Genomic DNA, 20,958 nt, shown 5'->3' on the forward strand with positions numbered 1-20,958 from the left:
GCGTTAATACGGGCGGCCGGAATCCACCGCGTGGTGGAGCATAGACGCAATGTTTAGAGTGCGCATGGCAGAGGCGAACGAGACGCCGGGGAGAGGTAGAAAAGCGGGGAACTGAAGCCCGACAGGCCGGGCTTCAGGTGTTGACGATCAGTTGGTTTCGAGGGTGTAGCTTTTGCTCACGAACAGGCCGGCGAACAAGGACTTGTCCTCCTTGAAGGTGTAGTCCTCAGTGAACTTGCCTTCGCTGACCAATTTCTGGGCGATGCCGCACTCGGAGTCGTTGTGCTTTTTCGCCTTGGCACCGAAGTCGTTCTGGTAGTCCGAAAGCCCTGTCTGTTCACAGTAACCTTCGAAGTCCTGACGCTTGGTTGCGCTCTGGTATTGCTTGAAGCCGTCTTCCAACTGATCGAAACCTTTGTAGGTCAACGAGTAGTTGGCCACTTTGGCTTTGCGGGCAAAGTTTGCGGCTGCATCAGCCAGCACCGACTGCCCCATGGACGTACTGTAGGCGCCCATGATGAAGCCGCTGTACGCACCTTTGAGCAATTCCTGCACGTCATCGAGAGGCGGCAAGGTGGCAAACTCAGCGGTGCGAGTGATGCGACCGGTCTCGCTGCCATCATTGCGGTGCACCACAACAAACTTCATCGAGCCCTCACCGTCGTCCGAACGTTTAAGGGTGAAGTCCAGGTCAACCTTGACCCCGACATCGCCCGTCGCAGTGCTCAGGAACGCCCCTGCAAAAGGCAGACGCGACACGATGTTGCTGCCCCACGAGTAGTTGGAGTTGACCACTCGCCCGTTGGCGTCCAGTTCGGCACGCGGCTGAATTTCATCCGCCACTTCCGAGACCAATACGACTTCGGAGCCCGCGTGGGAGATGTACGGGTTGGCCATGTCCAGGCCTTTGAGCTGGACCCGAATTTCACCATCCTTACTGTCACCGGAGCGGCTGATTTTCAGTGAATCGGCCTTCAGGTATACGCCTCCTGCATTGCCACCGCCGGTGCTGGCGTTGAGCAGGTAACGCGACCACGCTGACAGCCCGGTTTCATTGGACGCACCGTTGGCACCGCCCAGCAATGACAGCATGCCTTTGAGAAAGCCTTGCGCGCCGTTGGTTTGCGCCGCGACCAGACGAATTTCAGGCTCATCCACGGTGAGGTTGCCGGAGAAGATGGAATAGGAAACATCCCCTTCATTCAGCACATCCGTGAGGAAGAACTGCTCTTTCAAGTCTTCGTAGTAACCCAGTGTTTTCTTTTTACCGGCGCTCGACATCATCGACGCCGTCACCCCGAAGACCACCACGACGGCGGCGGCCACGGCGATGATTGTTTGTTTCTTGTTCAGCGCTTTCATAGGGACGAGGCCTCAACTTGGGCAGATGCTTGCTGCCAGGCATTCACAAACTGCTGGGACACGTCAGGGGTCCAGCTAAAGTCGATTCCGGCGTTCGGAAACTCCTTGGCCAGCACCACGCCGAAAGACACGCGGTCGGCGCAGTGATCCTGTGCACATGCCTCGGGGATGCCCGCCGAGTACACGCGATACGTTGGAACGGCGCGGCCATCCACCAGCGGCACGTAGGGCGTCATGTTGGCGGCATAGAGCACGTACCACTGCTCTTCCAGATCGGTTTCAGCCTGCACGCGGCCTATGCGCGGGAAGTCGATGTCATAGAAATCACCACGTTTGCCGGTGACGTGGATCATCATCGGCTCAGCGGATTTTGAGCTCGACGGGTTGAGCAACACCATCGGTGCCGGGAACGCCACTTTGATACCGGCCATTTGCGCCAGCGCTTCCGTCTCGCGACCTTCAAACGCCTTCATGCCATTTTTCAGCTGCTCGTAGCGCTCCAAAATGCGGGCGTGCAAGCGGGCTTGTTGCTCAAGCTGACGACGGGCTTCGCGCACGCGCAACGCTTCACGGCGCTGGCTGAAATTGGTGCCTTCGCGTACATCAAAATAGAACTCACCACGGTTTTCACCCATGCGGGTGCGCACGATTTTCAGGTCGTCGCTGGAGCTGTAACCCTCTGGGTAGAGCGTGTCCAAGTTCTTGGCGATAAACAGGTTGTTAACCCGCGCGGTGGTCGGCGAGAGGGTTTTGATCAGCTGGAAAATCTCGGTCACGGCCTGTTTGTACTGAACCGGGTCCAGGGCAAACGCTTCGTTCGTGGTGACCGCCACGTAATACGGGTCGCTGTTGAACGGTGTCAGCACGCGGTAGCGCGAGCGATCAAATGCCAGGTAGACCTTCATGCTGCGGGCCGGGATTTCACCTAACTCGAACAAGGCTTGATCGGCATTGGGGCTCAGGTACGACAGCGACTTGCCCTTGACCACCGAGGCTGTCGACTGACCGAACATCAGGCCGCTTGGGTGGGCGTAGGCACGGTTCCAGGAGTCGCCGCGATAGGTGTTGGGGATCGACCAACGCACCTTGTCGAACTCACCTTCGGCGTACCCGGAAGCTGCGCAAGGCATGGCCGGTGACGAGGCGAACGCGATACTTGGGTCGCTGGAGTCCATGGCGGTTTTACTGAGCAGCCACTTGCAGCCTGCGCCGTCAGTGATCGTCATCAGGTTTTTGTTGCCCACAACCAGCGAGCGGCCGAAATCAGCCGTGGGGGCTGCGGCAATTGCCGCTTTGGGCGCTTGTGGTGCGACAACAGCAGGCTCGATGCTGACCGGCGTGACCACAGGCGCCGGGGTCGGCGCTGGGACGGCAACAGGAACTGGGGCTTGAGCGACAACCGGGGGCGCTACTGCTGCTGGCGCTTGTGCAACAGGTGCGGCAACAACCGGAGCTGGCACTTCGGCAACCACCGGAGCAGCGACCTGAGCCGGTGCTGGAGCCGCAACCGGCGCAGCAGCAGGAGCGGCTGCTTGCGCAACAACCGGCGCCGCCACGGATGCTGGCGCTTGCGTTTGAGCCGCAACGGGTGCGGCCACCGGCGCTTCAACCACCGCTGGGGCCGCAGTCAAAGTCGCGAGGCCCATTTGAGTCGCCGTGCCGACGCCTGTGGCGTATACCGCCCCCTTGGCATCAACGGCTTTCCAGCTGACCTTGGCGCTCGGGCATTCTTGCCCAAGGATAAAGGGCAGCTTGCTGAGCAGGCCGTTCAAGGGTTTCTGATCATCCCAAACGGGACGTTGCATGGTGATGGCGATTTCAGGCTTGCACCAGTTGGTCGCGTCCCCTTCTACCAACACGTGGATCTGTTCAGACTTGGAATACGCTAATTCATGTGAGTACGCTTGAGGCACAAGGCCGCAAGCACTCACCACTGCGAGAGCGAGTGCATGGTTCTTCATGGGGGTCCTTAAATGAGTTCCCAGGTGCCGTTGGCTTGTTTGCAGAACGTGTTGTTCTCTTGCTCGTTATCACCGTTGGCCGCTTTGAGGCTGACGGTCACCGGGCGGCACGAGGTCTCTGCGACCACTTGCTGGGTTTGCAGCGACGGGATAGCGTCCAGGTCGAACGCTTTGGTTTCTTTGTCGGCTGAGACGTTCATGTCGTCGAGGTTGACCGCCGGTTTGATGTTTTTGGCCAGAGCTACCGAGGACGGTTGCACCAAATCCTTGTGCACGTAACCCACGGTCACGCCCTTGCGCCCTACCAGAATCCAGTCGCCCGTCGAACCCACGGCCGTGAACTCGGTGCCGGGCTTGAGGCCACCGACCTTGCTGGCATTCTTGTTAGGAGCCGAGCGCACGTTGGAGCTGCTTTTGGTCATGTACGGCTCGTTGATCAATTGCAGCGAAGGCACCGCTGCGATCTTCGGCGCGCGCTTCACTTCAACCGTTTTGCTCTGCGTGAACTCTTTACCCTGCACGATTTCGGCCGTCGCACCCGAGTGAGCAGACGTCCACTTCACGGGCTGTGCAGACGCCGTGGCCGACTGGTTCAACGCTTGTTGAGTGCGCAGTGCCAAGGCTTGCTTGTCTTGTTCATCGAGCATGGCGCCGATCTTGTTGCCGATCAAACTACCGAGGGTTGTGGTCAGCAGCACCGCAATGATTTTGCCGTTGCCACTGCCGATGAACGATCCAGCAACAGCGCCCGCGACAGCGCCAATGGCGGTGCCGTATTGCTGCTTGTTGATATTGCCCATTTGGGCACAGCCAGAGCTGGTCGCAATCGCTACAGCGAGCATGGATACGATGAACTTTTTACGCACGGTGACTCTCCCTTGTGTGTCGCATCACTCCGCTCTCAGCAGAGGTTTTGTAAGGTTGTAAAGCATGGCTTGTGAGGTCATGGCCCAGTCGAATACCGAAGCCACCAACACCGGTTGCCGGCCCTGACTTCTGAAGGCATCGCGGTAACCCGCGGAGTCGACGATGCCGTTGCTGAGCGCCAGCGGCACGCTGATGATCACGGCGATCGCCAGCGGCCGCACAAAGCGGATACGCCGGCGCAGCGGTCTATTGGCTTCAATACTGGAGATGACCAACTTCACCAGACTGATCGCGCTATAGAACAAACCGCTGAGTAGCGAAAAGGGGATAAACCACATGTTTTTGACCACATTCAGGCCTTCCAGCCCCTTGATGTCTGTGTGGGCGACATCAACGGCCATGTTGTCGGCAATGGCGGGCAGGTAACGCTGGAATTGCTCGCGGGTGGCGAACAGGTTCATCCCCTTCACATACAGCGGGCCGAGTGTGGTTTGGGCCATATGGCGAATTTCGGGGGTGGTCATCAACGCGTCGCGACTGCGGATACCCGGCTGGATAGAGCGGGCGTATTCGTCAATTGACGGCGTGTAGCCCAGATCGCGTCCCGCACGGGGCCAAGGGATCGGCTTGTGGTCGTTGCCACCTATCCCTGCGGCGCGCAGGCCCTCAAGTTTTGCGTAGGCCCGGATGATGTCCTCAGCTGAAGGCACAGTGTTTTCTGTCAGGCGCTCGTACAACGCCTCGCCATTTCGCACGGTATAGCCCCGAAAAACGGCGGCGGCAAAGCCCTGAAAATTCCTGTCGATACGCTCTACATAAGAACCCTGCACGCTCATCAGCACGCCAATATTGGCGATAAAGGCCTTGCCTTCGCCCCGGTCCTTGTACGCTTTGTAGGGCAAGCCCTGAATGGTCAGCGAGTCGTACAGCAGACCTTTTTTAGTCACGTAGGCGTACAGGCTGCTCACCCGCAACGGGGCCGGGAATTGTTCGGCAATCCAGTCCGGCGCAGCCCCTTGAAACCACCAGGTGGCGGGGGTGACGATCAGCGTTGAGGCGGCCAGCCAGATCCACAACACCCGCCCTTTATCTTTGAAACGATCGTGGCACAACCCCCAAACGAGCAAGCACATACTGGTCGAGGCCAGGATCTGACTGAAGGTTTCCAATGCTTCGAGTTTTTTGAGAGGGATGTCGGCCCCGGCCATGTTCAACAGTTCAGCGTTGAAGAACAGGCTGCAGATCAGATAGATCGCGTTCAAGACGACGAGTGCGACGAACATCCAACGAGTCCTTGTCAGAATGGCGGCAGTGAGCAGTGGAAAAAGAGGGGCGCTCAAAAAGGGGTAGCATATTGCCACCTCACCCACCCGGACACCACCTCTAATCGAGCCTACGCAAGTGTTGGCCTAGCAACAGCGCAGCAACATTGTTGTTGTGTGAGTGCCGTGTAGCCGCTGACGAGGTACGAGGCTGCGTTCGGCTGCGCAGCAGTCGCGACCTGACACCGTGGTGTGTCATGGCCATTCACGGCGCCGTATTACGGGCGCTGCGCATCCGATCGCAGCCTGCGGCAGCGGCTACAGCAGGTGCGGGCACACTTATTGCTCTGACCCATTAAACGACCTTCACTGTGGAGTCATTCAATGGGTAATGTCCAAACCGCAGGCGCTGTGCCGCAGGCGTTGTGGCGCCAGGCACCGATCGGCGAGTTGGTCGATCTGGGGCAGATCTATCGCGGACCGCTGGCGCTGTTACGCCTGCAAAGCACACCCAAGCGGATTTTGAGCCGTGGCGAAGCCGTGTTGCTCGGGCTGTTCGCCCTGGCACTGCACGGCGCGGTGATTTATTGGGTCAGCCAGTCACCGACCACCGTGTTGCCCATCGTGCCGCCGGAAGTGCCACCGATGACCATCGAGTTTTCCGCGCCAGCGCCGGTGATTGAAACACCGCCCCCACCGCCTGAACCTGTGGTACAGCCCGTCGTGGAACCGCCGCCGCCTGTCGTCGATGAACTGGCCGCGAAACCGGCCCCCAAACCAAAGCCAAAGCCAAAACCTAAGCCAGTCATAAAGCCGGTCGCCAAACCTGTGGCCAAACCGGTCGAGCAACCTCCAGCACCGCCCGCGCCGCCCGTTGCTGCACCCGCGCCCCCTGCTCCCGCAGCGCCCAAACCGGTGACCCCGGCATCCGCCAACGCCGGCTACTTGCACAACCCGGCGCCGGAATATCCGTCACTGGCCATGCGCCGCGGCTGGGAAGGCACAGTACTGCTGCGTATTCACGTGCTGGCGAGCGGCAAACCCGGCGAGATCCAGATTCAGAAAAGCAGTGGCCGCACCCCACTGGATGACGCCGCACTGGCCGCTGTTAAACGTTGGAGTTTTGTCCCGGCCAAACAGGGCGATGTGGCCCAGGACGGCTGGGTGAGCGTGCCCATCGACTTCAAGATCAACTGATTACACCCCTATCGAACCCTGCGGGCTACCTGACAAAAGGCGCATCGCTACACACGACTCAATGCCTTGTTGGAGAGCCACACCATGAACCTGATCGCGTCCCCTTTTGAATCCATCGAACATGCGGTCATCTGGCTGCTGATTATTTTCTCCGTCGCCACCTGGGGCTTGGCCCTGCTCAAGGGTGTGCAGTTCAACCGCCTGAAACGTCAGGACAAACGCTTTCTTAAACAATTCTGGGGGGCCACCAGCCTGGACTCGGCCGCCGAACTCGCCAGCCAGTTGCCCGGCGCAGCAGCCCGTGTCGCCCAGGCGGGCTATGCCGCCATTCAAGTAGGTGAAAGCACTCACGCCACCGACTTGAGCCACGCGATTAACCATCAAGACCGCCTTGAACGCTCACTGCGCCAGCAAATCGTGCGCGAACGCCGCTCGTTGGAAACCGGTCTGGCAGTCCTCGCCAGTATCGGCAGCACTTCGCCGTTCATCGGCCTGTTCGGTACGGTGTGGGGCATCATGTCGGCGCTTAAAGGCATCAGTGCCGCAGGTTCTGCCAGCCTCGAAACCGTGGCCGGGCCGATTGGTGCGGCACTGGTGGCCACGGGGGTGGGTATTGCGGTCGCGGTGCCCGCGGTGCTGGTTTACAACTACTTTCTGCGCCGCCTGAAACTGACCGCTGCTGACCTGGATGACTTTGCCCACGACTTCTACAGCCTTGCGCAAAAGAATGCATTCCGCGTGCTGTTGCACCCGGTGTTGAACAAGCCTGCGACCACCGGCGCCGGACAAAACGTCAAAGAGGCTTCCTGATATGGCTTTCTCGACGCAAGACAGCGATGAAGTGATGAGCGAAATCAACGTCACGCCACTGGTGGACGTGATGCTGGTGCTGCTGGTGGTGTTTATCGTCACCGCGCCCCTGCTGACCAACTCGATCCCGATCAACCTGCCCAAGACCGAATCGGTCGCCCCGGTGGAGCAAAAAGACCCGTTGGTGGTGAGCATCGACGACAAGGGCAAAGTGTTCATCAACAAGGACGAAGTGCAGCCGGACGTGCTGGAGTTCAACCTTAAATCGGCCAAAGCCAAAGACCCTGAAGTGCGTGTGCAACTACAGGCTGACAACGGCGTGAACTACGGCGAAGTGGCCCGCGCCATGGCCTCGATTGAACGGGCGGGCATCACCAAACTGTCGGTGATTACGGCGAAGTGAAACGGCTTTTCTCACGTAGCAGCTGCCGCAGGCTGCGTTCGACGACGCAGTCGTCGCAAATCCAGGAAACTCGGGATGTCGGTTCTACCGAGTTTTCAGATTTGCGATCGCTGCGCAATCGAACGCAGCCTGCGGCAGCTGCTACGGGTCTGGGTCCACTCAGGTAATCGGCGCCGGGTTGAACAGGGTGATGTCGTTGTGCAGTTTGTGCTGTTCGGCCCAGGTGTGTTTTTTGCCGCTGGCCACGTCTAGGTAGTAACGGAACAGCTCCCAACCGAGGTCTTCGATTGAGGCCCGTCCCGTGGCAATACGTCCGGCATCAATGTCGATCAAGTCGGGCCAGCGGCGCGCCAGTTCGGTACGGGTCGAGACCTTCACCACTGGCGCCATCGCCAGCCCATAGGGCGTGCCGCGGCCCGTGGTGAATACGTGCAGGTTCATCCCGGCCGCCAGTTGCAAGGTGCCACAGACAAAATCGCTGGCCGGCGTCGCGCAAAATATCAGGCCCTTGCGGGTGACTCGCTCACCAGGGCCGAGCACGCCGTTGATCGCGCTGCTGCCGGATTTGACGATGGAGCCCAACGACTTCTCAACGATGTTCGACAAGCCGCCTTTCTTGTTGCCCGGTGTGGTATTGGCGCTGCGGTCCGCTTCGCCCTTGGCCAGGTAGCGGTCGTACCAGTCCATTTCGCGCACCAGTTCCTGGGCGACGGTTTGGGTTTCGGCACGCGAGGTCAGCAAGTAGATGGCATCGCGCACTTCGGTGACTTCGGAGAACATCACCGTGGCCCCCGCCCGCAGCAGCAAGTCCGAGGCATAGCCCAGCGCCGGGTTGGCGGTGATGCCTGAAAAGGCATCGCTGCCACCACATTGCATGCCCAGAATCAGTTCGGATGCGGGCACCGTCTCGCGGCGGCGCTGGTCGAGTTTCTTCAAACGGATCTCAGCCAGCGCCATGATCTGCTCGATCATTTCGGTAAAACCGTGACTGGAATCCTGCAAGCGGTACATCCAAGGGTCGCTCAAATCCACCGAGGGATCGTTTTCGTGCATGACCTGCCCGGCCTGCAATTTTTCGCAACCCAGACCGATCACCAGCGCTTCGCCCCCCAGATTGGGGTTGCGCGCCAGGTTGCGCACTGTACGGATCGGGATGTAAGCATCGGCCGCCGTGATGGCGACGCCACAGCCATAACTGTGGGTCAGCGCCACCACGTCATCGACGTGGGGGTAGCGCGGCAGCAGTTCTTCCTTAATGCGTTTGACCGCGTGGTCGAGCACCCCGGTCACGCACTGAACGGTGGTGGTGATGCCCAGAATGTTGCGTGTACCGACGGTGCCATCCGCATTGCGAAACCCCTCGAAGGTATAACCTTCCAGCGGCGCCGCTGCTTCAGGCACTTCGGTGGCCATGGGCAGGCTGTCCAGGGGCGGGGCGGTGGGCATGCGCAGTTGGTCTTCATTGACCCAACGGCCTCGCTCAATGGCTTGCAAGGCGTAACCGATGGTCTGGCCGTAGCGAATCACTTCGCCCCCTTGCGGGATGTCCACCAGGGTGACTTTGTGGCTTTGCGGCACGAAATCCAGTGTCACCAGCCCGTCGGCGAACACCGTACCAGCCGGCACGCCCTGGTCGTTGACCACCACGGCCACGTTATCGCGCGGGTGCAAGCGGATCGAGCGCGGTGAGTCGGAATGTTCAATCAACGTCATGGCGCCGTTCCTTAACTATGGGCGGGTGAAAGTTCAACGATTGTCGGACCGCTGGCCGGTGGTTCTTTGAGGACTACGCGTTTGATCGGGCCGACGATGACCAGGTAACTGAACACGGCGACCAATGCATTGCAGCCCACGAAGACCAGCGCCCACTTGAACGATCCGGTTGCGCTGATGATGTAACCAATGACAATCGGGGTGGTGATCGAAGCGATATTGCCAAACATGTTGAACAGGCCACCACTCAGGCCGGCAATCTGCTTGGGCGAGGTGTCCGACACCACCGCCCAACCCAGCGCGCCAACCCCTTTGCCGAAGAACGCCAAGGCCATGAAACCTACGACCATCCACTCAATGTCCACGTAGTTGCACGCCACAATGCTGCTCGAGACCAACAGGCCGGCGATGATTGGCGCCTTGCGGGCGAACGTCAGCGAATGGCCTTTGCGCAGCAGGTAATCGGAAATCACCCCGCCCAGTACGCCGCCGACAAACCCGCAGATGGCCGGCAATGAGGCAATAAAGCCCGCTTTGAGAATGGTCATGCCACGCTCTTGCACCAGATACACCGGGAACCAGGTCAGGAAGAAATAGGTGATGCCGTTGATGCAGTACTGGCCCAGATAAACGCCCAGCATCATGCGATTGGTCAGCAGTTGGCGTATGTAATCCCACTTGGGACCGTCAGCTTTTTTGCCTTTCTGGTCCATGTCGACCATGCCGCCGTTTTCCGCAATATGCTTGAACTCGGCCTCGTTGATACGTGGGTGTTCACGCGGGCTGTAGATCACTTTCAACCAGATACCCGAGAAGACGATGCCAAACATCCCCATCACGATAAACACATGTTCCCAACCGAAGGAGTAAACGATCCAGCCCATCAGGGGGGCGAAGAGCACGGTGGCAAAATATTGCGCCGAGTTGAATATGGCGGACGCGGTGCCCCGCTCTGCGGTCGGGAACCACGCGGCGACAATGCGGGCATTACCAGGAAAGGATGGCGCTTCGGCCAACCCCACCAGAAAGCGCAGCATAAACAGCGCAACCACGGCAGTGGACATGCCGAACTCACCGACAAAGCCTTGCAACACGGTAAACAGAGACCAGGTGAAAATGCTCAGCGCATAGACTTTTTTCGAGCCAAAGCGGTCGAGCAACCAGCCGCCGGGGATTTGCCCGGCCACGTAGGCCCAGCCGAAGGCGGAGAAGATATACCCCAGGGTGACGGCGTCGATACCCAAGTCTTTTTGCAGGCTGGAGCCTGCGATGGCGATGGTGGCACGGTCGGCGTAATTGATCGTGGTCACCAGAAACAGCATGAGCAAGATCAAATAACGGACATGCGTAGGCTTGGTCGCTTGCATGTAAAAACTACTCCCACTGATTATTTTTATACGCGGGTGAATCTCTTCGGGTGTCGCTTGGGGCGGTGCAGCGTGCCAACGTATTCCTTTACGCAAAAAGCCGCTGATTTCTCAGCGGCTTTGATAATTGCTTACTGCGGACCCTGCTTGTCGATCAAGGCGGCCAGTGCTTCGTATTCTTCTGGTAACAAGTCGGTCAGTGGCGTACGCACAGGCCCGGCACTGTAACCGGAAATAGTCGCGCCAGCCTTGACGATGCTCACGGCGTAACCGGCTTTGCGGTTGCGGATATCCAGATACGGCAGGAAGAAGTCGTCGATGATTTTGCCCACGGTGGCGTGATCTTCGCGGGCCACGGCGTGGTAAAAGTCCATCGCGGTTTTCGGGATGAAGTTGAACACGGCCGAGGAGTAAACCGGCACGCCCAATGCTTTGTAGGCAGCGGCGTAAACTTCTGCGGTCGGCAAGCCGCCCAGGTAGCTGAATCGGTCGCCAAGACGACGGCGAATCGAAACCATCAACTCGATATCGCCCAGGCCATCTTTGTAACCGATCAAGTTAGGGCAGCGCTCAGCCAGACGTTCCAGCAACGGTGCGGTCAGACGGCATACGTTACGGTTGTAGACGATCACACCGATTTTGACTGACTTGCATACCGCTTCAACGTGGGCGGCAACGCCATCCTGGCTGGCTTCGGTCAAGTAGTGCGGCAGCAACAACAGACCTTTAGCCCCCAGGCGCTCGGCTTCTTGAGCGTACTCAATGGCTTGGCGAGTCGAGCCGCCGACACCGGCAAGAATCGGTACGCTGGTGGCGCACGTGTCGACGGCAGTCTTGATCACTTGCGAATATTCGCTGGCCGCCAGGGAGAAAAACTCACCGGTGCCGCCCGCTGCGAACAAGGCCGAAGCACCATACGGCGCCAGCCATTCCAGACGCTTGATGTAGCCCTCACGGTGAAAATCACCCTGAGCATTGAAATCGGTCACCGGGAAAGACAGCAGGCCGGAAGAGAGGATGGACTTCAGTTCTTGTGGATTCATTATTCGAACACCCTGGGAGCTTGTTGTTATTAAAAAGCCAGCAGCGCTTGGCTGTGTCGTACGTCATCGTACAACTATAAAAACAATCGTCAATCCCATTTCTTTCAATGGCCGCTAAATTGGCGCACTCCAAACCATAGATAGCCTGATCTAGAGCGCTTCAATCGCGAAATAAGTTAGAAAATTTAATTTAAAGACAGATCGTACGTCAGCCTTTACGACCGCTTTGCCTCTGATCACAGCATCGCAACGCTCGACAGCGTCTACAGGTATTTGGCCGGCCGGCCGGGCAATCGCGCCAGACTTACCCTCGCGCTTCGGCCTCTTCATGGGCGTGACGCAAACGCTCACGGCTGTTGGTCAAATGCAATCGCATGGCCGCACGTGCCGCATCGGAGTCCTGACGAGCAATCGCGGTGTAGATTTCTTCGTGCTCACGGCTCAGACGGTTCATGTAACGTTGCTGGTCATCATGGGCCAGGCTCGCCGAATTAAGCCGCGTGCGAGGAATAATGCTGGTGCCCAGATGCGTCATGATGTCGGTGAAGTAACGGTTACCGGTCGACAGCGCAATCTGCAAATGGAACTGAAAGTCCGAAGCCACTGCGTCCCCGTCGCGGGCGGTACTTTCGTTCAAGGCATCGAGTGCGGCACGCATCGCCGCCAATTGCTCAGGGCTGCGACGTTGTGCAGCCAAGCCCGCTGACTCCACTTCGAGGCTGATGCGCAACTCAAGAATCGCCAGCACATCGCGCAAAGTAACAATGGTGGCAGGGTCAATGCGAAAGCCGCTGGGGCTCGGCGTGTCCAGCACAAAGGTGCCGATGCCGTGCCGGGTTTCGACTTGGCCAGCGGCCTGAAGGCGGGAAATCGCTTCGCGCACGACCGTTCGGCTAACGCCATGCGCTTCCATGATCGCGGACTCGGTGGGCAGCTTATCGCCACGCTTAAGCAAACCGTCGCGAATCTGATCGGACAGTACCGTCACCAATTCCTGCGCGAGGCTACGGCGTTTGCGAGGAAGGCGCGGTATGTCGTTTGGGTTTTCCATGGTGTAGATCGTTCTCGAATTCAGAGGTATCGGGGGCTAAACATGCCCACATAATAGCTCAAGGCGGTTGTACGATCACGTATGACGATAATCGTGCGCCCGCCGCCCTTCCGTCCACTGCCCTTCCAGTAGCGATCTAGCTATAAATGTAAGAAGAATTGCATTCCCCTACGATTGAAACGGAGCCGTCTGCCGCGCAATCCAACTCCGTCCGATACGCATTCTGTTGCAACTTCCCCACGCTCCTTGGAGGACTTTATTCCAATGGAGCTTTACCTATGCCGAACTTGAAACACCCTTCCCAGACACCTCTTACCTTGAGCCTGATGGCGGGTGTGTGGGCCTTCGCGTCGCACGCGCTGGCCTATTCCGAGCAAGGGCGTCTGCATGACACGGCCAGTTGGCGCAGCCATGAGTTCACCTCGAATTGGGGGTTAGCGGCCATCGGGGCGGATGCAGCCTATGCCCGAGGACTGAGCGGTGATGGCGTTCGTCTGAGCCTGGCTGATTCTGGTACTGACCTGCGTCACAGTGAGTTTGGCGCAAAAGATCATCGTCCGATTCGCTTGGCGGATGAAGGCTGCCACAGGGAAATAATGCCGACCGCCACTCAGCCCGGCTGCTTCTATTCAGAGGGCGATCGGGCCAGTATCGAATACAACGATTTACCCCCCAAAACATTGGCTATGTTGCAAGACATGGTCGCCAACGGAACCCTGTCCAGCCTGGAACTTCATCGATACAAAGGCATGTTGGGCGCGTCTTACGAGCCTCATGGCACCCACGTGGCGGGCACCATGCTGGCCAATCGTGACGGCAATGGCATGCACGGCGTGGCTTACGGGGCAAACCTGAGTCCGATCCGGCTTTTCAGTCACCTCTATAACGATGCGCCCTACTCACTCAATCGAATCAAGACGGTTAGCGCGAGTAACGAGGCGTACGCAACTGCGTATAAGCACATGCAAGAACAGAACGTGCGCGTCATCAACCACAGTTGGGGTATTCCTGAAGACCTTGATACCGTTGAGCAACTGGATGCAGCTCTAAGCGTGCAGCGCTCATCGCTCGGCACTGTGTTGGGCAACATGTCCCTGGACGGCGGCTTGTTACAAGTCTGGGCGGCGGGTAACTCGGTGATCCGAAATCAAACGCCTGACACGGCGCCCTTCGCGGATGCGCTGGCTTCGCTGCCGCGCGCCATGCCCGAACTGGAGCCTTACTGGCTAACCGTGGTCAACCTCAATCAAGACCTGACGCTTGATCCCACTTCATTCCGTTGCGGGTACAGCAAGGATTGGTGCGTGGCTGCGCCAGGTACCCGTATTCATTCATCCGTGATCGATGGCTGGGTCAAGGTCGAAAACATTTACGACGAAAACGATGAGGTGCAAGGATTCAAGGTGATAGATGAGCGCTTGGACTTTGATTACGACACCTATACGGGAACCTCTATGGCAGCGCCGCATGTAAGCGGCGCGCTGGGGTTGCTGATAGAACGATTCCCTTACCTCGATAACCCGCAAATCCGTGACGTGTTACTGACCACTGCGCAGGATTTGGGCGAGCCTGGCGTCGATGACGTCTATGGCTGGGGTTTGATAGACCTGAAAAAAGCCATCGACGGTCCCGGCCAAATACGCGTCGACACCACCGTGGTGATGGATCGCCGTGCGGGCGGCGCCGTGGTTTGGCAAGGGAATGCCTGGGACGATTGGCGCAACGACATCAGTGGCCCCGGGCACCTAAGCAAAGCCGGTGAAGGCTGGCTCAGGCTGAGCGGTGACAACAGTTTTGCCGGTGCAACCGTTTATGCCGGCCTTTTAGAGCTTGATGGTCACAACCGGTTGAGCCGCGATTTAACGGTTCAGGGAGGGTTACTGCGACTTAACGGGTCTTTGCAGGACACCGATCTGAACGTAAAAGGGGGGATCGCACAGATCAATGGCAGACAACAGCGGGGGCTGACCCGCGTCAGTGTGGCGGGCGTGCTCAGTGGAGATGGCCAGCTCTCTGATACCCACGTCCAAGGTACGATTGTGCCCGGCAGCGATCATCGTCCGTTGACGATCAACGGCGAGTATCGACAGATCGAAGGGTCAACCATGGTTGTAGGCCAAGCCCTTAACCCGGCGTCCATCTCGCTACAGGTGCGCGGCTTGGCGCACATTGAGGGCGGGACATTGCGCCTGACACCTCTGCACGACGCTTTTCCTCTGGGCAAGCATTACGGCGTATTACAAGCCGATGCAGGGATCCATGGCCAGTTCACTTCGATAGACCATCGCCAGTTCTCGCCGTTTCTAAGCTTTACCCAGACCCGTGATGCACACACATTAGGGTTTGATGTGGGTCGTGGCCTGCCACTGGTTACAGCGGCTAACACCGCCAACCAACGCGCCACGGCGCATGCAGCCGATACGCTGGACATGTCGCAACCCCTGGCGCAGCGCCTGACCTCGCTCTTCCCGCAGGAAGCCACCCGCGCACTGGATCAATTAAGCGGCGAACTGTACCCCGGCATCCAGTCGGCCATGATCGAAGACAGCCGCGTCATGCGTGAAGCTGCCTTGCAGCGGGCACGCAGCGCGGGGGACAACACCTGGCGACCGTCTGGCTCTGCCGGTCAAGCCGTATGGGTACAGTCGATCCACAGTACCGGTCGATTCGACGGTGACGGCAACGCCGCACGTATCAGCCACTCGCGCAAAGGCGTGATGATCGGCGCAGACCGTGACTTCGATCAAGGCACGCGTGCTGGCGTGCTGCTGGCGAGCACAGAAGGCAGCGTGACCACTGCAAACGCAGGCAAAGCCACGGTCGACACCTACCAGATAGGCATGCATGCGGGCCACACGTGGGGCGCGTTCGGCGTCTATGGCGGGGTCGCCTACGACCGAAACTCAATACACAGCAAGCGTGGAGTGAGTTTCAGCGATATTGATGACAGCCTGTCTACCCGGTATGTGAATCACACCCGACAACTCTTTACCGAAGGCACTTACCGCTGGGCGCTTGGCCCATGGGACGTGCAGCCCTATGTGCAGTTTGCTCATATCAACACCCGTAGCGCCGGATTCAGTGAAACCGCTGGTACCACAGCCTTGAAGGGCAAACCCGCCAGCCAGGCTGTCAACCTGAACACAGGCGGTGTACGCCTCAGTCTCGACATGGGCAAAACGTCCATGGGCCCTTCGTGGCTAAGCCTAAACGGCGGTGTTGCGTACACCCGCGCCAGTGGCGACTTGAGCCCCACTGTGGATGCTTCCTGGCAAGGTGCCAGCAGCATGCGCATTGCCGGTGCGCCGCTCAACCGTTCGGTTGTAAACATCAATGCGGGCGCTGTTGCTCGTCTAACACGTGACAGCGCCTTGAGCCTGAACATTGCCGACCAGCGCGGCAACCGGTCACGGGAACAAAGCGTTAACGCGCAGTATCAGTTCGAGTTTTAAGCAAGGTGTCACAGCGGTTTGCCTGCGCTAACGCAGCGTTGTTCTGGCGGGCAGCCCCTCCCTTCAGTGTCGCAGTGAAGCCTCACCGATCACTGCGATACACCTCGGCAAAGACCTCAGTCATAGGTTTGCGCGGGTGGCGTTTGATCAGGGCTTTGACCTTGGCGCTCAGTCGCAGCAGTTCACTGCTCTGTTTGGCCCATTGTTCAGGCGGTAGCGGCTCGGACCATGCTTGCATGACTGGTGGCAATGCCCGACGGCCGACCTTGGCAATGCGTTTAATTTCCCACTCCACCAAATGGTTGGGCAGCGTCCACAGCGTCATGACGTGGTAGACGTACCAAAAGAAAGCGTAGATCCGGCCCACTTCCTTATCGCGCAAGCGCCGATGCATACCGGCGCGGGCATTGCGGAAGGTGTGAAGGCCTTCGTGAGGCGGATCGCCGGGTTCTTGCAGTCCGAGGGGATCTTGAAGGGTAGAGAGGTCGTTGAGTTCGTATTCCATATAGCCGCGAACAGCCTCCCAGTTGGAAATCGCCAACTGCAAACTGCCGCACTGGAACTCGACCCGGACTAACTCGCCTTCATGCTCAAACCCCATGCCCATGCCGTATTGGCGGGTGACACCGTATTGACTTGCGCCTTGAGCCTGCACGACCCACGCGGACAGCGATTCCCAGGGGACGAACAAAGGTTCAGTGGCGCCATCGGGCATAAAGCACACTTCGCGGCGCTGACGGTTGAAACGGGTGGGGATGACTTTGGTGAAGAGGTTGTGATGGTAGAGCCAGATGATAAGTAACACTACTGAAAGGCATAGTCCCATCCCTAAAGCTTGCGGCCACATCACATGAAAAAACTCCAATGAAAATTGAAAACTATTACTGACATTAGTCTTACCAACCAAAAAAATAATGAGAAAGGTTAATAACGGAAAACCGAATGCAACCAACCACACGAATGTAAATGGAACGCCCAAATTAAACTGATACGTAAATACCTTCGGCTCCCCGCCTCCGAAATCCATAAAAGCATCGTTATAACCACTGATATAGGGACAGAAGGGATGCTCACTGGTTGGCAAAGGCAAGGGAGCTAAACAAGTTTGGCGACCCGAAGGGAAATATTCGACATCTCCCGCACGATTAGCCCCGGATTTACTTTTAAGTCCGACTGTCATTGCGGTACACCTCGGCATATACCTCAGTAATAGGCTTACGCGGGTAGCGCTTGATCAGGGCTTTGACCTTGGCGCTCAGTTGCAACAGTTCACTGCTGGGTTTGGCCCATTGTTCGGGCGGCAACGGCTCGGACCATGCTTGCATGGCGGGCGGCAACGCCCGGCGGCCGACTTTGGCGATGCGTTTTATTTCCCATTCCACCAACCGGTTAGGCAGCGTCCACAGCGTCATGACGTGGTAGACGTACCAAAAGAAAGCGTAGATCCGGCCCACTTCCTTATCGCGCAAGCGCCGATGCATACCGGCGCGGGCATTGCGGAAGGTATGAAGGCCTTCGTGAGGCGGATCGCCGGGTTCTTGCAGTCCAAGGGGATCTTGAAGGGTAGAGAGGTCGTTGAGTTCGTATTCCATATACCCGCGAACAGCCTCCCAGTTGGAAATTGCCAACTGCACACTGCCGCACTGGAACTCGACCCGGACTAACTCCCCCTCATGCTCAAACCCCATGCCCATACCGTATTGGCGGGTGACGCCATATTGGGTGGCGCCTTGGGCCTGAACGACCCACGCAGAAAGCGATTCCCAGGGGACGAACAAAGGTTCAGTGGCGCCATCGGGCATAAAGCACACCTCACGGCGCTGACGGTTGAAACGGGTGGGGATGACTTTGGTGAAGAGATTGTGGGCTTGGAACCAGACGAATAGGCAAATGGCTGAGGATAGTAGCCACATTAGCAAAGCAGTTCCCCAAGAAGCTTCGAATATCCCTACCATAGCCTGCAAACTTTTTTCAAAGTTACCATCCAGCATAAGTCCCATGCAGCCACCTAGGAGTGGAAATCCAAAAGCAGCGATACATGCACACGTAAAAGGTCCCCCCAGCCAGATCTGATAGGAAAAAACATTGGGTTCTCCTCCACCGAAATCCAGAAAGGTGTCGTTATATCCACTGATATAGGGACAGAACGGATGCTCACATGTCGGCAAGGGCAAGGGGGCTAAATAAGTTTGGCGACCTGAGGGGAAATATTCGACATCGCCCGCGCGATTATTAGAAGCGCTGTTCTTTACCGGCCCACTCATTGCGACACGTCCAATGCAGTTACTTCCACACCAACCAGCGGTGTCTTCTGAACAGTTATTGAGTATTCCACCGAAGGAAAGCGCCCCTCTTCCAAAATATTGAAACGGATACAGCGTGTCTGCTCCATCACTTGTTCATTCTCATCGAAATACTGAAGGTTAATCACCAGCAATAACTCTTCTGAAACTTTGCCAACAACTGGTTCAGGATTTCGCGGATAGCTCAGTTTCAACATCAATGGTTCGGTATTCCCCTTCTCCTTTTGATTACTCACCGCCTGCTGCAGACCCAAGCACACTTCATCACTGATCACTTCCCACTGCTCCGCAGGACGTTCACGACCGCCATGCATTATTTTTGTAATACGCTGAGCACCTATAAATAATTTATTCCTTATTTCCCCCTCCAGTGAAGCGTGGAAATCCGCGACACTCAAACCCGGGACAATCATGAAAATTTCCCCCACCTTAGTGTTGGGTAAGAGACTAAGCCAGAACGATTCACCAGAAACGCCCTTAATCTGCACGAACGGGGCCTGTAAAAGTTTGGTTAAATGGTTCTGAAACTCTATAAGAGTCAAGCGTCTACGCTTATCTGTATCGCGACTCCATGGAGTGCTTTGTAACCACTCATCATGAGGGCTGGTGTTGTAGCGGTTGTATAACCAAGTTCCGCCCAACTCCAAGAGAGTGAACATTCCACCGAACAAATTGGCCCGAAAAAACACTGTTGCCAGACGTGTGCCTGAAGCAACCCACGCAGCTTCTCGGGCTGCCCCTTTAGCGGCCATCAGTACGTTCAGGCCTGCTTTCGTGGTGTTATACAGACCATAGGTATTACTAAGAGCCAAGCCTCCCGAACCGATCATCGACAAAACAGCACCCTGCTGTGCGCCACGATTGCCACTACGCACCGCTTGTAACCATTGGCCGTGATAGCCTTTAAAACTAACGATCGCTGCAATCAAGCCAAAAACATAAGTCCCAAACCCCAACCCAACATGCAACTTACCTATTGTGACTAGCAAACGACTGAGGGCATTCGATTTCAGACTGACACCCAAAGCTTTTGCCTGCGCACTAAGTGCCGTATCAAATACTCCCTGCGCTGCCGCAAAACCAGCAGCTCCTGTAGCAGTTGCAGCAATCAAAAATGCACCCCATTGCTTTTCATGTGCTGGCAATGAGTACGTTTCTTTAAATATCTGCGCCAAATTCACCGCCTGCGCCACAAACAGCAACAACGCCGCCCCATCCCCCAGCACACTCAATGCCGACGCACTCTTCACGCCATTGCGAAAATCCCTCATTAACCCGGCAGCTTGCCGTTGGCCTTCGTTCGGGAAGATGACCGTCAACCCGGCGCGCTCGGGGGTTGCCCCGAACAGCCGTGCCTGTTCATCCGGCAGTTCCACTATCGGGCTGATACTTGCTGCCAGTCGCTTTTCGCCCGAGTCCAATTGCCAGTTCAGGTAATTAATCTTCTGCTGAACTTCAACCGATTGAGCCGATGTGTGTCCCTTTCCTCCCTTGCTCCGCGCAATCTTGTTGGCTTGTTTACGCTCGCGTTTAAGCTTCCTCATTTCAGCCCGTTGTTTGAGTACTTCTTGCAGCGTGTAGCGCAGGCTGGCTTTTTCTTCCGGGGTGGCAAATTTAAAGGTCACGCCTTCGGTTTTTGCGGCTTGCAGAATTTTCGATTTCAACGCAAAGGGCAGGTTGCGAAACAGTTGATCAAGGTCGGGCATGGTGTGCCCTTTGAACACCTCCGCAAATTCGGCCAATAATTTTTCCAGCCCGCGGTTCAGGGCCGGCGCCAAGCTATTTTGCGCGGCGTTGGCGACGATACGCTTGCTTTCAGGCAGGTCGTCCAAGGCCGGTAAACGCCCGTGTTCAATGCTGCGCAGTTGCTCGAACAACCCGCGGGAGTTGTTAAATACGGTCATGCCCGCCGCATTCAAAAAGGCGTATTGCACCCATAAGCCGGTTTGTTCGCTGTAGGGCAAGGTGTAGTACAGCGGGCGGCTAAATTGCGGATGGCGCTCGATGAATGCATACAGTTGATCGCAGGCTTCGTCGCTTCGGCAAATGTCTTTCAGGCAGGCATATTCAAGGGTGAAGGCAAAACCGGCCTGCTGACTGAGTTGCGGGTCGAGGTACCAGGCATTTTTGTGAAAGCTGCAGGTCGTGGTCAGCGCCACGCGGTCGG

At 57.4% G+C, this 20,958-nt stretch carries 14 protein-coding genes and 1 pseudogene; 4 read left to right on the forward strand and 11 right to left on the reverse strand.

Annotated features, from left to right (window positions below; genetic code table 11):
* Positions 1–147 precede the first annotated feature (147 nt).
* From ACI7MX_RS16260 to ACI7MX_RS16275, 4 genes are read right to left on the reverse strand one after another with little or no spacing between them, the layout of a single operon-like run.
* On the reverse strand, positions 148–1,362 hold the full coding sequence (locus ACI7MX_RS16260) for a hypothetical protein (RefSeq protein WP_314485755.1): 1,215 nt from the start codon (positions 1,360–1,362) through the stop codon (positions 148–150).
* The gene (locus ACI7MX_RS16265) at positions 1,359–3,323 is read right to left on the reverse strand and encodes a hypothetical protein (RefSeq protein WP_405590218.1); all 1,965 of its coding nucleotides are present in this window, start codon (positions 3,321–3,323) and stop codon (positions 1,359–1,361) included. The genes ACI7MX_RS16260 and ACI7MX_RS16265 overlap by 4 nt, the downstream gene beginning before the upstream one ends.
* A gap of 8 nt (positions 3,324–3,331) precedes the next feature.
* The gene (locus tag ACI7MX_RS16270) at positions 3,332–4,189 is read right to left on the reverse strand and encodes an SH3 domain-containing protein (RefSeq protein WP_405590221.1); all 858 of its coding nucleotides are present in this window, start codon (positions 4,187–4,189) and stop codon (positions 3,332–3,334) included.
* Between the two features lie 24 nt (positions 4,190–4,213).
* Complete coding sequence (locus ACI7MX_RS16275; protein WP_314485760.1) at positions 4,214–5,473, reverse strand: hypothetical protein; 1,260 nt, start codon at positions 5,471–5,473, stop codon at positions 4,214–4,216.
* A gap of 363 nt (positions 5,474–5,836) precedes the next feature.
* Here ACI7MX_RS16275 and ACI7MX_RS16280 point away from each other — a divergent pair, with 363 nt between their 5' ends.
* From ACI7MX_RS16280 to ACI7MX_RS16290, 3 genes are all read left to right on the forward strand, one after another.
* A complete protein-coding gene (locus ACI7MX_RS16280; protein WP_405590224.1) occupies positions 5,837–6,649 on the forward strand; it encodes an energy transducer TonB in 813 nt (270 codons plus the stop codon).
* Between the two features lie 84 nt (positions 6,650–6,733).
* Entirely contained in the window at positions 6,734–7,459 is a 726-nt protein-coding gene (locus tag ACI7MX_RS16285) for a MotA/TolQ/ExbB proton channel family protein (protein ID WP_314485764.1), read from the forward strand.
* Position 7,460: 1 nt separating this feature from the next.
* Positions 7,461–7,862, forward strand: a complete 402-nt coding sequence (locus ACI7MX_RS16290; RefSeq protein ID WP_153380221.1) for a biopolymer transporter ExbD — start codon at positions 7,461–7,463, stop codon at positions 7,860–7,862.
* Between the two features lie 159 nt (positions 7,863–8,021).
* Here the strand turns inward: ACI7MX_RS16290 and garD are convergent, their stop codons facing one another.
* The 4 genes from garD to ACI7MX_RS16310 form a co-directional block, all read right to left on the reverse strand.
* Positions 8,022–9,575: a galactarate dehydratase gene (gene garD / locus ACI7MX_RS16295; RefSeq protein ID WP_405590229.1), complete on the reverse strand. Its 1,554-nt coding sequence runs from the start codon at positions 9,573–9,575 to the stop codon at positions 8,022–8,024.
* An 11-nt stretch (positions 9,576–9,586) separates the two neighbouring features.
* Positions 9,587–10,942 carry an MFS transporter gene (locus tag ACI7MX_RS16300; protein ID WP_122783756.1) on the reverse strand — a complete coding sequence of 452 codons (1,356 nt, stop codon included), beginning with the start codon at positions 10,940–10,942 and terminating at the stop codon, positions 9,587–9,589.
* Positions 10,943–11,073: 131 nt separating this feature from the next.
* Entirely contained in the window at positions 11,074–11,985 is a 912-nt protein-coding gene (kdgD, locus tag ACI7MX_RS16305) for a 5-dehydro-4-deoxyglucarate dehydratase (RefSeq protein ID WP_314485770.1), read from the reverse strand.
* Between the two features lie 304 nt (positions 11,986–12,289).
* Positions 12,290–13,036 carry a FadR/GntR family transcriptional regulator gene (locus ACI7MX_RS16310; protein ID WP_153380213.1) on the reverse strand — a complete coding sequence of 249 codons (747 nt, stop codon included), beginning with the start codon at positions 13,034–13,036 and terminating at the stop codon, positions 12,290–12,292.
* A gap of 278 nt (positions 13,037–13,314) precedes the next feature.
* On the opposite strand from ACI7MX_RS16310, the gene ACI7MX_RS16315 reads away from it, so the two are divergent.
* Positions 13,315–16,488: a S8 family serine peptidase gene (locus ACI7MX_RS16315; protein WP_405590234.1), complete on the forward strand. Its 3,174-nt coding sequence runs from the start codon at positions 13,315–13,317 to the stop codon at positions 16,486–16,488.
* A gap of 82 nt (positions 16,489–16,570) precedes the next feature.
* On the opposite strand, the gene ACI7MX_RS16320 is transcribed toward ACI7MX_RS16315, so the two are convergent.
* From ACI7MX_RS16320 to ACI7MX_RS16330, 3 genes and pseudogenes are all read right to left on the reverse strand, one after another.
* Positions 16,571–17,293 carry a hypothetical protein gene (locus ACI7MX_RS16320; protein ID WP_405590237.1) on the reverse strand — a complete coding sequence of 241 codons (723 nt, stop codon included), beginning with the start codon at positions 17,291–17,293 and terminating at the stop codon, positions 16,571–16,573.
* 358 nt (positions 17,294–17,651) lie between these two features.
* A complete protein-coding gene (locus tag ACI7MX_RS16325; RefSeq protein WP_405590240.1) occupies positions 17,652–18,401 on the reverse strand; it encodes a hypothetical protein in 750 nt (249 codons plus the stop codon).
* A 347-nt stretch (positions 18,402–18,748) separates the two neighbouring features.
* Positions 18,749–20,958: pseudogene (locus tag ACI7MX_RS16330) on the reverse strand (hypothetical protein); the annotation flags it as partial.

This window comes from Pseudomonas sp. 2024-210, assembly GCF_045062345.1.
Taxonomy (GTDB): Bacteria; Pseudomonadota; Gammaproteobacteria; order Pseudomonadales; family Pseudomonadaceae; genus Aquipseudomonas.

What these genes read in the sequence shown, in the direction of transcription:
- ACI7MX_RS16260 (WP_314485755.1), bottom strand. Translation starts at nt 1,362, where the DNA reads ATGAAAGCGCTGAACAAGAAACAAACAATCATCGCCGTGGCCGCCGCC.
- ACI7MX_RS16265 (WP_405590218.1), bottom strand. Translation starts at nt 3,323, where the DNA reads ATGAAGAACCATGCACTCGCTCTCGCAGTGGTGAGTGCTTGCGGCCTT.
- ACI7MX_RS16275 (WP_314485760.1), bottom strand. Translation starts at nt 5,473, where the DNA reads ATGTTCGTCGCACTCGTCGTCTTGAACGCGATCTATCTGATCTGCAGC.
- ACI7MX_RS16280 (WP_405590224.1), top strand. Translation starts at nt 5,837, where the DNA reads ATGGGTAATGTCCAAACCGCAGGCGCTGTGCCGCAGGCGTTGTGGCGC.
- ACI7MX_RS16285 (WP_314485764.1), top strand. Translation starts at nt 6,734, where the DNA reads ATGAACCTGATCGCGTCCCCTTTTGAATCCATCGAACATGCGGTCATC.
- ACI7MX_RS16290 (WP_153380221.1), top strand. Translation starts at nt 7,461, where the DNA reads ATGGCTTTCTCGACGCAAGACAGCGATGAAGTGATGAGCGAAATCAAC.
- garD (WP_405590229.1), bottom strand. Translation starts at nt 9,575, where the DNA reads ATGACGTTGATTGAACATTCCGACTCACCGCGCTCGATCCGCTTGCAC.
- ACI7MX_RS16300 (WP_122783756.1), bottom strand. Translation starts at nt 10,942, where the DNA reads ATGCAAGCGACCAAGCCTACGCATGTCCGTTATTTGATCTTGCTCATG.
- kdgD (WP_314485770.1), bottom strand. Translation starts at nt 11,985, where the DNA reads ATGAATCCACAAGAACTGAAGTCCATCCTCTCTTCCGGCCTGCTGTCT.
- ACI7MX_RS16310 (WP_153380213.1), bottom strand. Translation starts at nt 13,036, where the DNA reads ATGGAAAACCCAAACGACATACCGCGCCTTCCTCGCAAACGCCGTAGC.
- ACI7MX_RS16315 (WP_405590234.1), top strand. Translation starts at nt 13,315, where the DNA reads ATGCCGAACTTGAAACACCCTTCCCAGACACCTCTTACCTTGAGCCTG.
- ACI7MX_RS16325 (WP_405590240.1), bottom strand. Translation starts at nt 18,401, where the DNA reads ATGTGGCTACTATCCTCAGCCATTTGCCTATTCGTCTGGTTCCAAGCC.